The sequence below is a fragment of the Actinomadura miaoliensis genome, assembly GCF_039536785.1.
Taxonomy (GTDB): domain Bacteria; phylum Actinomycetota; class Actinomycetes; order Streptosporangiales; family Streptosporangiaceae; genus Spirillospora; species Spirillospora miaoliensis.
Map to the genome: position 1 here is coordinate 1 of NZ_BAAAZG010000031.1, position 12120 is coordinate 12120.

At 73.4% G+C, this 12120-nt stretch carries 9 protein-coding genes; 5 read left to right on the forward strand and 4 right to left on the reverse strand.

Annotated elements, in window-relative coordinates:
- The first annotated feature begins 309 nt into the window (after positions 1-309).
- Both ABD811_RS22500 and ABD811_RS22505 read left to right on the forward strand, forming a co-directional pair.
- Complete coding sequence (locus tag ABD811_RS22500; protein ID WP_344951168.1) at positions 310-1284, forward strand: ATP-binding cassette domain-containing protein; 975 nt, start codon at positions 310-312, stop codon at positions 1282-1284.
- Positions 1281-2102: an ABC transporter permease gene (locus ABD811_RS22505; RefSeq protein ID WP_344951024.1), complete on the forward strand. Its 822-nt coding sequence runs from the start codon at positions 1281-1283 to the stop codon at positions 2100-2102. The genes ABD811_RS22500 and ABD811_RS22505 overlap by 4 nt, the downstream gene beginning before the upstream one ends.
- A gap of 128 nt (positions 2103-2230) precedes the next feature.
- Here the strand turns inward: ABD811_RS22505 and ABD811_RS22510 are convergent, their stop codons facing one another.
- Complete coding sequence (locus ABD811_RS22510) at positions 2231-5521, reverse strand: AfsR/SARP family transcriptional regulator (RefSeq protein WP_344951027.1); 3291 nt, start codon at positions 5519-5521, stop codon at positions 2231-2233.
- Positions 5522-5675: 154 nt separating this feature from the next.
- Positions 5676-6074, reverse strand: coding sequence for a DUF5709 domain-containing protein (locus tag ABD811_RS22515; RefSeq protein ID WP_344951030.1), 399 nt, complete (start codon positions 6072-6074; stop codon positions 5676-5678).
- A gap of 161 nt (positions 6075-6235) precedes the next feature.
- Here ABD811_RS22515 and ABD811_RS22520 point away from each other — a divergent pair, with 161 nt between their 5' ends.
- Together ABD811_RS22520 and ABD811_RS22525 are read left to right on the forward strand one after the other, a co-directional pair.
- On the forward strand, positions 6236-6829 hold the full coding sequence (locus ABD811_RS22520) for a DUF1360 domain-containing protein (RefSeq protein WP_344951032.1): 594 nt from the start codon (positions 6236-6238) through the stop codon (positions 6827-6829).
- Between the two features lie 96 nt (positions 6830-6925).
- Positions 6926-8038 carry a baeRF2 domain-containing protein gene (locus ABD811_RS22525; RefSeq protein ID WP_344951035.1) on the forward strand — a complete coding sequence of 371 codons (1113 nt, stop codon included), beginning with the start codon at positions 6926-6928 and terminating at the stop codon, positions 8036-8038.
- Positions 8039-8196: 158 nt separating this feature from the next.
- On the opposite strand, the gene ABD811_RS22530 is transcribed toward ABD811_RS22525, so the two are convergent.
- Together ABD811_RS22530 and ABD811_RS22535 are read right to left on the reverse strand one after the other, a co-directional pair.
- On the reverse strand, positions 8197-10389 hold the full coding sequence (locus ABD811_RS22530; RefSeq protein WP_344951038.1) for an MMPL family transporter: 2193 nt from the start codon (positions 10387-10389) through the stop codon (positions 8197-8199).
- 199 nt (positions 10390-10588) lie between these two features.
- Entirely contained in the window at positions 10589-11185 is a 597-nt protein-coding gene (locus ABD811_RS22535) for an acyl-CoA-like ligand-binding transcription factor (protein ID WP_344951041.1), read from the reverse strand.
- 250 nt (positions 11186-11435) lie between these two features.
- On the opposite strand from ABD811_RS22535, the gene ABD811_RS22540 reads away from it, so the two are divergent.
- Complete coding sequence (locus tag ABD811_RS22540) at positions 11436-12071, forward strand: UbiX family flavin prenyltransferase (RefSeq protein ID WP_344951044.1); 636 nt, start codon at positions 11436-11438, stop codon at positions 12069-12071.
- Positions 12072-12120: the final 49 nt, after the last annotated feature.

Sequence of the window (12120 nt, forward strand, 5' to 3'; positions counted from 1 at the left end):
TTCTGTCGGGAGGTTCCCCGGGGCCGTCCGCCGTCTCCGGCGTCCCGCATCCCCTTGGGGCACGAAGAAGATTAGGCAGGCGTGCGCCCCCCGTCAAATCGAGCCGTCCGGCTTGTCGTCCCCTGCCGCAAACCCCCTGGTCACCGCCCGTTCACCGGGGCGAGCCGCCGCCGGCGCCCCGTGCGTGTCAGTGCCATGTCAGCGCGGCCCGCCGCCGTGTCGGTGCCGTGTCAGCGGCCACGCCGAGGGTGGTCCCGCTGAACGAACGAACCATGACGACCGACCGGAAGGCGGGACATGACACGGGACTTGTCATACGTGATACGCGCCGAGGGGCTGCGCAAGAGATTCGGGGAGACGCAGGCCCTGGACGGCGTCGATCTCGAGGCGCGCCGGGGCACCGTCCTCGGGGTGCTCGGCCCGAACGGGGCGGGCAAGACCACGGCGGTGCGGGTGCTGGCGACCCTGCTCAAGCCCGATGCGGGACGCGCCGAGGTCTGCGGGTTCGACGTGGTGAAGGATGCCGCGCAGGTGCGCGCGACGATCGGGCTGACCGGCCAGTACGCCTCGGTGGACGAGGAGCTGACCGGGCTGGAGAACCTGGTGATGATCGGCCGGCTGCTGGACTTCGGGCGGGCCGAGGCGCGGGCCCGGGCGCGGGAGCTGCTCGCCGGGTTCCGGCTCGACGAGGCCGCCGGGCGCGCGGTCAAGACGTACTCGGGCGGGATGCGGCGCCGCCTGGACCTGGCGGCGAGCCTGGTCAACCGGCCCGAGGTGATCTACCTGGACGAGCCCACGACAGGGCTCGACCCGCGGGCCCGCAACGAGGTGTGGGACACCGTCCGCGCCCTGGTGAACGACGGCACCACCGTGCTGCTCACCACGCAGTACCTGGAGGAGGCGGACGAGCTGGCGGACCGGATCGTGGTGTTCGACCACGGACGGGTGATCGCCGACGGCACATCCGCCGAGCTGAAGGCGCGGGTCGGGCGGCAGACGCTGACGGTGCGGGCGGCGGAGCGGCACCGGGTGGGGCAGCTGGCCGCGATCGTCGGCGGGCTGGTCGGTGGCGAGCCGACGGCCGACGAGACGACGGGGCTGGTCACCGCGCCCGTCGCGGACCCGGACGTGCTGACGGCGCTGGTGCGGCGGCTGGACGAGGCGCGGATCGCGGTGGCCGAGCTGGCACTGCGGATGCCGAGCCTGGACGAGGTGTTCCTCACACTGACCGGTCACGTCGCCGGCGACGAGGCCGAGCGCGTCAAGGAAGGGAGCGCGGTATGACCGCGATGACGACGGTGGCCGGGGGCGTGCGCGGGGAGCCGCCCCGGCGGATCAGCCCGCGCCGGACGCTGCGGCACTCGCTGACGCTGGCCTGGCGCAACGTGGCCCAGTTGCGGCATTCGCCGGAGAAGCTGCTGGACTCGACGTTGACGCCGGTGGTGTTCCTGCTGCTGTTCCTGTACGTCTTCGGCGGGGCGGTGGCCGGTGACACGCACGCCTATCTGCAGCAACTGCTGCCGGGGCTGGTGGCGCAGATGGCGATGTTCGCCACTATGGGGCTGGGCACCGCGCTGAACGAGGACATCCACAAGGGCGTGTTCGACCGGTTCCGCAGTCTGCCGATCGCCCGGTCGGCGCCCCTGACGGGGGCCGTGATCGGGGAGACGGTGCGGTTCTGCAGCGTGATGGTGATGCTGGTGCTGTGCGGGACGCTGCTGGGGTTCCGGTTCGACAACGATCCGCTGTCGGTGCTCGCGGCGTTCGGGCTGGCGTACGTGTTCTACCTGGCGGTGTGCTGGATCTCGGTGCTGGTGGGGCTCATAGCGCCGTCGCCCGAGAGCGTGCAGGGGCTGTCGTTCATCTTCGTCATGCCGTTGACGTTCGGCAGCAGCATTCTCGTCCCCGACACCTCCACGATGCCGGGGTGGCTGGAGGCGTGGACGAAGGTGAACCCGGTGACGCATCTGGCGGACGCGGTGCGGGCGCTGACGCTGGGCGGTCCGGTCGGGAACTCGGTGTGGTACACGCTGGCGTGGGCGGCCGGAATCGTCGCGGTGACGTTCCCGCTGGCGATGCGGATGTACGCGCGTCGCGTGTGACCGGCCCGCCCGGTGGGGCCATGCCGCGCTGGGCGGCCCCGCTCCGGGCAGCACCGTTGGATGACTCCAGGGCCTCGCCCCCCAGGGCGAGGTCCTGGTCGTCCGCGTTCTCTTCGGAGCCGCGATCCCTAGGCCGACGAGATCGGCGGGTCAGGGGTCAGGGTCAGGGCGGCGTCGCGGGTGACGCGGCGGCCCTCCTCGTACGCCGAGGCGTACTCGGTCTCGCCGAGGGCGGCGGTGGCGGCGGCCTCGGTCTGGCGGACGTCGAAGCTCGCTTCGTCGTGGTAGCCGTGGAGCGTGCGCGCCGTGCCGAGCAGTTCGGCGGCGCGCCGGTGGTCGCCCCGCGCGGAGGCGAGGGCGGCCAGGCCTTCGACGAGCGTCGCGATCGGCTGGTTGCTCAGCCAGACGGCGTCGCGTGCCACGTCCATGGCCCGTCCGTGCCAGCGTTCCGCGGCCGGCAGGTCGCCCTCCTGCGCGGCCAGGCAGCCGAGTTTGCTGAACGTCAGGGCGGTCACCTGGACGAAGTCCGCGCGGGCCTGGCGCGGTTCGACCAGCGCGAGGGCCGCGTCCAGCATCGCCCGGGCCGTTGCCGCGTCGCCGGCGTGTCTGCTCAGCTCGCACGAGGCCAGGTAGCCGCCCGCCGCGTCGGCGTGTTCGCCGACCCTTTCCAGCGTGCGAGTCCCCCGCTCGATCTCTCGGCGGCCGCCTTCGAGGTCTCCCATCTGCGCGCGGATCCGGCCCAGAAGCAGACGGAACGAGGCTCCCTGGTCGGGGTTCACTCCCTGGAGGGTGTAGCCGAGGGCCTCCTCCACGAGCCGGAGGGCGGTTTCGGCCTGGCCGCGGGCGAGGGCGACCTGGGTCAGGCCGCCGAGTCCGATCTGCATGCCCAGGCGGTCGCCGATGGCGCGGAAACCCCGGTATCCGGCGGTCATGTCGGAGAAGGCGACGTCGATCTCCCCGGAGTACAGGCCCAGTTCGCCGCGCAGGATCAGTCCCATGGCGCGGCACCATGGGTCGGGGTGCCGTTCGATGTCGGCGAGGGACTCGCGGACGAGGTCCAACCGTCCCACAACGAAATGGGAGAGCGGTTCGGCCAGGTTGAGAAGGGGGTGCCTGGGGTTTGGCGGCACAAGGGGCAGAACCTGCTCGACGATGTTCCGCATGGCCTCCTGCGTGAAGCCCGGTCCGGTCTTGAGCTCGCTCACCAGGGCGGCGAGGAACGAGCAGGTGGCGTACTCCTCCCGCAGGTCGGACGGTACGGCGCCGCCCGCCATGTCGCGGATCGCGACCGACCAGCCGCCGACCTCCATCTCCATGTCGCGGACGAACCAGAACCAGGTCAGTGCGGCCACCAGCCGCAGTCCGGTGCGCACGTCGCGGGTCTCGACGACATGGCGCAGCGCGGCGGTGCAGTTGTCGTGCTCGGTGATGAGGCGGGCGATCCACGGCAACTGGTCGTGGCCGCGCAGTTCGGGTTCGGCGCGTTCGGCCAGTTCCACGAAGTGGGCGGCGTGCGCGTCGCGGACGCGGTCACCTTCGCCGGCCTCGGCGAGGCGTTCGGCCGCGTACACGCGGACGGTCTCCAGCAGCCGGTAGCGGACCTGCGCGGCACCGTCCGCCATGACCAGCGACTTCTCCACGAGGGAGGCGATCACGTCGAGCACGTCGGCGGCGGCGGGGCCGTCCGTGCCGCCGGGTGACGCGCACACGCGGACGGCGGCCTCGGGGACGGCGCCGCCCGCGAACACCGACAGCCGGCGCAGGACGGCGCGTTCGTCGTCGTCCAGCAGGTCCCAACTCCAGTCGACGACCGCGCGCAGGGTGCGGTGGCGGGGCAGGGCCGCGCGGCTGCCGGCGGTCAGCAGCCGGAAGCGGTCGCCGAGGCGGTCGGCGACCTGCGCGGGGGTCAGGGCGCGCATGCGGGCGGCGGCCAGTTCGATCGCCAGCGGGATGCCGTCGAGCGCGCGGCAGATCGCGACGACGGGTGCGGCGGTGGTGTCGTCGACGGTGAAGCCGGGACGGACGGCGGCGGCCCGGTCGGCGAGAAGGCGGACGGAGGCGTGCCGCATGGCCTCCTGGGCGTCGGCGTCGGGCGGCGGCAGAGGCAGGGACGGCACGGGGCACAGCGACTCGCCGATGATGCCGAGCGGCTCGCGGCTGGTGGCGAGGATCCGCGCGTCGGGGGCGGCGGCCAGGACCCGGTCCGCCAGCGCCGCCACCGCGTCGACGAGATGCTCGCAGTTGTCCAGGACCAGGACGGTGTCCCAGGTCGTCAGGGCGTCGGCGAGCCGGTCCAGGGCGCGTGCCGGGGACCGCGTCTCGTGGCTGGGACGGACGGGGTCGGCCAGGCCGAGGGCGGCGAGCACGGCGGGGCCCACGTCGGCGGCGTCGCTCACCGACGCCAGCGGGACGAACCAGACCCCGTCGGCCGTGGTGTCGACCAGCGGGGCCGCGGCCTCGCAGGCCAGCCGGGTCTTGCCCGCGCCGCCGGGGCCGATCAGCGTGACCAGCCGCGACTCGCGCAGCAGCTTGCCGACCTGCCGCGACTCCTCTTCGCGTCCGACGAAGCTGGTGAGCTGGGCGGGCAGGTTCGTGCGGCGCCGGTGCGGCGGCGTCGCCGTCTCCGCCGCGGAGTCCCCCGCCGGCCGGTCGGCGGCTTCGGGGCGGGAGGCGGATTCGGGGCTGGAGAGGGCGGGGTCGCGGCGCAGGACGGCCAGGTGCAGTTCCGCCAGTTCCGGTGACGGGTCGATGCCGAGCCGGTCGGCGAGGGTCCGGCGCGTCTCCTCGTACACGGTGAGGGCGTCGGCCTGCCGTCCCGTCGCGTAGAGCGCGCGCATCAGCTGCCCGCGCAGGCGTTCGCGAAGCGGGTGTGCGACGGTGAGCGCCTCAAGCTCCGGGACGAGGCCGGCCGGGTCGCCGGCGGCCAGGTCGGCCTCGATCCGGTCCTCGATCGCCGCCAGGCGCAGGCCCTCCAGGCGGGCGATGGGCGCGGCGGCGAAGTCGGCGTCGGCGACGTCGGCGAGCGCTGGGCCGCGCCACAGTTCAAGGGCGCTTCGCAGTGCTTCGGCGCGTGCGGCCGGGTCGGTGCGAGCGCGCGCGGCGGCGACGCGGCGTTCGAACTCGACCGTGTCGACATCGCCCGGGGCGACGGCCAGCCGGTAACCGGGCGGCCCGTGCTCGACGAGGTCGCGTCCGGCGGCGGCGCGCAGCCGGGACACCAGTGCCTGGAGCGCGCCCGCGCCTCCTGAGGGAGGGGCTCCGTCCCACAGGTCGTCCAGGAGCCGTTCGACCGGGACCCAACGGCCGGGGTCCACGGCCAGGCGGATCAGCAGGGCGCGCAACCGGGGGCCGTTCAGCGCCACGGGCCGTCCCGAGGCGTGGTCCCGCACGTCGAGCGGGCCGAGAATGCCGATGCGCACGCGGTCCCCCTTCCGGTCGCCATTGTCCCGGACGGACCGGTATCTGGAATTGTGCTGCCATGCGCCGCGAACCGCGAACCGTATCGTTCACCGCGGCTCGCGGCCAGTGCGCACGACAGCACCCGGGGGACCGCGCGACGCTTCGCGCAGTCGGTTACTCGTCCTCGATGCGCATGGCGCGTTCCTCGGCGGTATATCCGCCGGCGTCGTCGCCCGCGTCGTAGGCGACGGCGTCCTTCTCGGTGTCGGTGCGGGCCCCCTCGTCCTCCTCCACGATGCGCCCGGCGGGCCGGTAGGGCTCGTCCGGCACTTCGGGGATGTCGGGCTCCTCGCGGGCCAGCCGCATGTCGAGGGGTTCGCCCGCGCGCATCTCCTCCTCGGTCATCCCGAACTCGTCCAGCGCCATGGGGCGGTCGCCGGGGACGGGGGCCTCCTGCGGGTCCTGGGCCCGCTGCTGTCCGGGGGTGCCGTCCTGCAGGTCGGGGATGCCCTCGTCCTCGGGACCGGAGGTGTATCGCCGCTCCGGGTCTCCGCCCGGGATGTTCTCGGTCATGACGTCCCCCTTCGTCGGTGGTCGTCTCGTCGATCTCCCCGACCGTTACCCCGAGGGGCGTACATGATTCGTCCTCGGTGCACGGGTAAAGGGCGGTAGGTACGCGTTCGCCTCTCGATCGGACAGGGCGACGCGATCGCAGCCAACGACACGGAGGAGCGATGACCTCGGTCGTCGACACCGCACGCAAGCACAAGCGCGAGTACGCCGGGGACGCCGACCGGCCGCTGGGTTCCTACCTGGGGACGATGGCGGTGTACGCGGTCACCGCCGGGACGCTGGCGCTGCTGGCGCAGCGCCGTCGCAACCGCACCGGTGACGCGGCCCTGCCCTGGGTGCTGCGCGCCGTCCGCACGGCCGGACGCGCCGCGCGGGGCCGGCGGACGGGACGCACGGGTCACGTCATCGGGCTCGGCGACCTGGCGCTGATGACGATCACCACGCACAAGCTGTCCCGGCTGATCGCCAAGGATCCCGTGACCAGCCCGTTGCGCGCCCCGTTCACCCGGTACGAGGGCACGTCCGGGCCGTCGGAGCTGGCCGAGGAGGTGCGCGGCAGCGGCGTGCGGCATGCCGTGGGAGAGCTGATCACCTGCCCGTTCTGCACGGCGCAGTGGGTGGCCACCGGGTACGCGGCGGGGCTGATGCTGGCGCCTCGGGCGACCCGGGCGGTGGGCGCCACGATGACGGCGGTGGCCGGGTCGGACTGGCTGCAGCTGGCCTACGCCCGGCTCCAGCAGGCCGCCGAAGGCTGACGGCGGCGGGGGCGGCCCGGGGGGCGGCCCCTGCCACGTTGTCTTCCGATGGCCCCTTTTTACGTTTGACTTGGTCGTCACGGGTACGGCGGCCCCATGGATCTCACTTTCCTCAAACCGCTGTACCGCCGGTCGGGCCCGTACGCGTCCGTGTACGTGGACCTGACCCGCACCACCGAGGACGCGCCCAAGGCCGCCGAGCTGCGGTGGCGGGCGCTGCGCGCGGACCTGGAGGAGCAGGGGGCGCCGCACGGCACGCTGGGCGCCGTCGAGGAGGCCGTGCTGGCCGAACTGCGCGAGCGCCGCTCCACCGGGCTGGTGCTCTTCGCGGCGGACGGCGAGGTGGTGCACGCCGAGCGGCTGCCCGGCCCGCCGGCCGCCGCGCTGGCCCGGGTGGCGCCGCTGCCGCACGTCCTGCCCTACCTGGCCGCGCGCGGCGAGCCGCTGCCGTACGTGCGGGTGCTCGTGGACCGCCGCGGCGGGGAGATCTGCTGTGTGACCGCGGACGGGAAGCGCCGCGTGTTCGAGGTCGAGGGCGACGAGGAGTATCCGATCCGCAAGACCAAGGCGGGCGACTGGAACCAGTCGCGGTTCCAGCGCGCCGCCGAGATGGTGTGGAAGGCCAACGCCAAGAAGGTGGGCCGCGAGGTCGACCAGGCCGCCAAGCGGTGCGGCGCCGAGGCCGTCGTGGTCGCCGGGGACGTCCAGGCGCGCGGGGCGGTGCTGGAGGAGATCTCCGAGGGGCTGCGCGACCGCACCGTCGAGACCGACCGCGGTTCGCGCGCCGACGGCGCCGACGGGGCCGGGCTGGACGCCGAGATCGCCCGCATTCTCGAGATCAGGCGGACCGAGCGGGTCGGCGCGGTCGCCGAGCGGTTCGAACGCGAGCTGGCCAACGGCCAGCGCGCCGTGGCGGGCCTGCCCTCCACCGTGCAGGCGCTGCGCCGCGGCCAGGTGGAGAGCCTGCTGCTGGAGGACGACCCCGACTCCCCCGCCCGGCTGTGGGTGGGGCCGGAGCCCGGGGACGTGGCCCTGACCGCCGAGGAACTGCTCGAAGCCGGCGTCAAGGACCCCGTGGAGGAGCGCGCCGACGCCGCGCTGATCCGCGCCGCCGCGTGCTCCGACGGCGAGCTGTTCATCATGCCGTCGGACGACCCGTACGCGGGCCTCGGCGTGGGGGCGGTGCTGCGCTACACCATCGCCGCCTGACCGGTCGGGCTTCCCCGCGGGCACGAGTGATTCGGGCACGGAGGAGTCGCCTGGGCGTTCGGGCGGCGGATGAACGCCCAGGCGACGCTTGAATCGGCGCCGTGGGGGCGGGGTGTGCGCCCGCTCGGGGGCGGGCGCACACTCGGCCGGGCGCCCGTCTAGTTACGGCCGGCGGGCTGCGGCTCGCGCCGGTCCGGCGTGCCGGCGGTCTCGTCGCCGAGCAGCAGCCGCAGCTTCTCGCCCTCGACGTCGACGTCCGGCAGGATGCGGTCCAGCCAGGACGGCAGCCACCAGGCGGCGCGTCCGAGCAGCGCCATCACCGCCGGGACGATCATCATCCGGACCACGAAGGCGTCGAAGGCCACCCCGGCCGCCAGCGCGAAGCCCATCATCTTGATCATGGATTCGCCGGCCGTGACGAACCCGGCGAACACCGCGATCATGATGACGGCGGCCGCGGTGACGACCCGGGCGCCGTGCCGGAACCCGGTGACCACCGCCTCCTTGGGCGCGGCGCCGTGCACGTACTCCTCGCGCATCCGGGTGACCAGGAACACCTGGTAGTCCATGGCCAGCCCGAACACCACCCCGATCAGGAAGATCGGCATGATGCTGATGATCGGGCCGGTCTGGTCGACGCCCAGCACGTCGGCCAGCCAGCCCCACTGGAACACCGCCACCACGGCGCCGAACGTCGCCGCCACCGACAGCAGGAACCCCAGCGTGGCCTTCAGCGGCACCACGATCGAGCGGAACACCAGCATCAGCAGGACGAACGCCAGCCCGACGACGACCGCCAGGTAGGGCAGCAGCGCCGCCGACAGCTTGGCCGACACGTCGATGCCCATGGCGGTCGATCCGGTGACCAGGGCGTTCGCGCCGCCGATGGACGGCAGGTCGCGGATGCGTTCGACGAGGTCCTCGGTGGCCTTGTCACTCGGCCCGCTCTTGGGCACCACGGTCAGCACGGCGGTGTCACCGGCGGGGTTGACGGTCGGGGGCGTCACCGCGGCCACGTCGCCGAGGCCCTGGATGCGGCCGGCGAACCGCTGCGCGGCGGCCTGGGCGTTCCGGCCGTCCACCACGACCATGAGCGGCCCGTTGAACCCGGGCCCGAAGCCCTCGCTGAGCAGGTCGTAGGCCTTGCGCTGGGTGGTGTGCGACGGCTTGATCTCGTCGCCGGGCAGGCCGAGCCGCAGGTCCAGCGCCGGCGCGGCGACCACGCCCATGCCGACGACGGCGAGCAGCAGCACCGGCAGCGGACGCCGGACGACGAACCGCGCCCACCGCTCGCCCATGGGCCCCTTGGCGCCGCCGTCGCCGCCGCGCAGGCCGGGGATGCGGCCGCCCAGCACGCGGTTCCCGGCGAAGCCGAGCAGCGCGGGCAGCAGGCTGAGCGCGATGAGCACGGCCACCGCGACGGCGAATCCGGCGGCGACCCCCATCTCGGTGAGGATCGGGATGTTCACCACGGCCAGCCCGACGAGCGCGATGATGACGGTCAGCCCGGCGAACACCACCGCCGAGCCCGCGGTGCCCACGGCGCGGCCCGCGGCCTCCTCGCCGTCGCGTCCCTCCCGCAGCTCGTGCCGGTAGCGGGACACGATGAACAGGGCGTAGTCGATGGCCACGGCCAGGCCGAGCATCAGCGCGAGCGTGGGGGTGGTGGAGCTCATGTCGACCAGGCCGGTCGCGGCGGTGATGCCCGCCATGGCGATGCCGACGCCGAGGATCGCGTTCAGCAGCGGCAGCCCGGCCGCGATCAACGACCCGAACGTGATCACCAGGACCACGGCGGCGACGACCAGGCCGATGACCTCGGTGGCGCTCTGCTCGGGCATGCCCTCGGTGGCGGGGCCGCCCATCTCGACGGTCAGCCCGGCGGCGCGTCCCGGCTCGGCGGCCTCCTTGAGCGCGTCGCGCGCCTCCTCGGTGACGTCGATCGCGGTCACCCGGTAGGTGACCTGGGCGTAGGCGATCCTCCCGTCCGGGGAGACCGCCCTGGCCTGGTACGGGTCGACGACGTTCGCGACCTGCGGGGCGGTCTTCAGCTTGCCGATCACCTGCTGGACGGCGGCCCGGTTCGCGCCGCCGGTGAGCGTGCCGCCCTCGGGGGCGGCGAACACCACGCGCGCGTTCGCCGCGTCCGCCGACACCTGGGGCATCCGCTTCTCCAGGATGTCGATCGTCCGCTGCGACTCGGTCCCGGGCATCGAGAAGTCGCTGGTGGTCGGCCCGCTCAACGTGGCGGCGCCGACGCCGAACAGCACCAGCAGCCCCACCCAGAGCAGGGCGACGAGCCTTCGCCGCCGGTAGGAGAACCGGGCGAGCCGATACAGGAACGTGGCCATGCGAATCCCAATCGATGACGAATCGGTCACGATCAGCTGCCGGGGGAACGTCCCCTACGACGGCAGCGCACCACCTACGGGCGGGTGGCGAGATCGCCTGACGACGGGCTGGCTCGTCAGACGCGAACGGGGGGGAGGGTGGGATGCCGTCAGCAGACTTGCGGCGGCCGGCCTGACGGCGGGGCCGGCGCCGAGGGGTTCAGGGGGTCGCGAGCCCGGCGCGGAGCCGGGCGAAGGCGTCCTCGAACAGCGCGGTGATGTCCGTGTCGGTCTTTCCTTCCGTCCACAGATCGATTGCGGCGCGGAGCGCCAGGCCGACGGTCCCCGCCATCAGCCGGGGGTACAGGTCGCGTTCCGCGTCGGTTCCGGTGCGTTCCGCCACGGCCGCGCAGAGCTCCTCCTGCAGCTCCACGAAGCCGCGCATGTGCCAGGCGACCAGCGCGGGGTTGTCCTTGACGGCGTGCAGCAGCGCGACGGTCTCTTCCGGGTCGCCGACGGGTCCCAGCACTTCCAGGGCCGCCTGCCGCAGCGTCTCCCAGATCGGCTCGTCCGCCGGCCGGGCCCGCACCCCGTCGATCAGCGCCCGCACCCCGTCCACCAGCGGCGCGACGATCGCCTCTTCCTTGCCGGGGAAATAGTTGTGGAACGTCCGCGGTGAGACCCCCGCCTCGTCGGCGATCGCCTCGACCGTGACGCCCTCCACGCCCCGCGCCAGCACCAGCCGTACCGCCGCCCGGCTCAACGCCTCCCGGGTCGCGGCCTTCTTGCGCTCGCGCAGGCCCATTTCCACCGTCATGCCCCAACCGTACGACGAACTTGCACAACCCGCAAAACTTCACCTACTGCCAACTTGCGTGATCCGCATCACGCCATCCCCGCACCCGCCGCACCGCCCCCCGGACACTCAGCCCAGATAGCCACATTTGCCCTGTTCAACGGGCATTTGCCCCACAGTGCGGCAGGTTTCGCGCCCCCGCGCGCGGGCACTCCTGCGTCGGCGCCACCCGGTGACCCAGACGTCCTGCGCTGACCAAGGAGCGGAGATCATGCCCGACAACCGGAGAATCACACTGGCGGTGACGGGCGCCGGTGGCGTCGGCGCGTCCAAACGGCTGCTGGCCGCTCTCCAGCAGGACGAGCGGGTCGCCCATGTGGACCTCCTGGTGTCGGCCAACGGGCGCAAGCTGGCGGCCCTGGAGTTCGGCACCCAGGACGACCCCGACTCGGTCGCCCAGGCGCTGGAGGCCACCTCGGCCAAGGTGCGCATGCTGGATCCGGCCGATCTCGCCGGCCCGGTGACCAGCGGAAGCTACCCCTACGACGCGATGGTGATCCTGCCGTGCGCGGCCGGAGTGCTCGGCCGCATCGCCCAGGGGCTGGCACACGACCTGATCGAACGCGCCGCCGACGTCGCGCTGAAGGAACGCCGCCGGCTCGTGCTGTGCCTGCGCGAGACCCCGCTGAACCTCGTCCACCTGCGCAACATGGTCGCGGTGACCGAGGCCGGCGCGATCGTCTATCCGATGATCCCCACCTACTACAACGTCCCCGAGACCCTGGCCGAGCTGCAGGACGAACTGGTCGAGCGCGTGCTCCAGCTGCTGGGCCTGCCGCACACCGACCGGTACCGCTGGGACGGTGTCAGCACGCCCGCCCGGCGCGAGCACGCCGGGACGCCCTGACCGCACGCGCCCCGAGCCCGGATCCGCCATCGCGGGCGCGCACCGTGCC

Bases quoted from the DNA above. Each gene is read 5' to 3' on its own strand.
- ABD811_RS22505 (WP_344951024.1), top strand. From the start codon at position 1,281: ATGACCGCGATGACGACGGTGGCCGGGGGCGTGCGCGGGGAGCCGCCC.
- ABD811_RS22515 (WP_344951030.1), bottom strand. From the start codon at position 6,074: ATGACCGAGAACATCCCGGGCGGAGACCCGGAGCGGCGATACACCTCC.
- ABD811_RS22520 (WP_344951032.1), top strand. From the start codon at position 6,236: ATGACCTCGGTCGTCGACACCGCACGCAAGCACAAGCGCGAGTACGCC.
- ABD811_RS22525 (WP_344951035.1), top strand. From the start codon at position 6,926: ATGGATCTCACTTTCCTCAAACCGCTGTACCGCCGGTCGGGCCCGTAC.
- ABD811_RS22530 (WP_344951038.1), bottom strand. From the start codon at position 10,389: ATGGCCACGTTCCTGTATCGGCTCGCCCGGTTCTCCTACCGGCGGCGA.
- ABD811_RS22535 (WP_344951041.1), bottom strand. From the start codon at position 11,185: ATGACGGTGGAAATGGGCCTGCGCGAGCGCAAGAAGGCCGCGACCCGG.
- ABD811_RS22540 (WP_344951044.1), top strand. From the start codon at position 11,436: ATGCCCGACAACCGGAGAATCACACTGGCGGTGACGGGCGCCGGTGGC.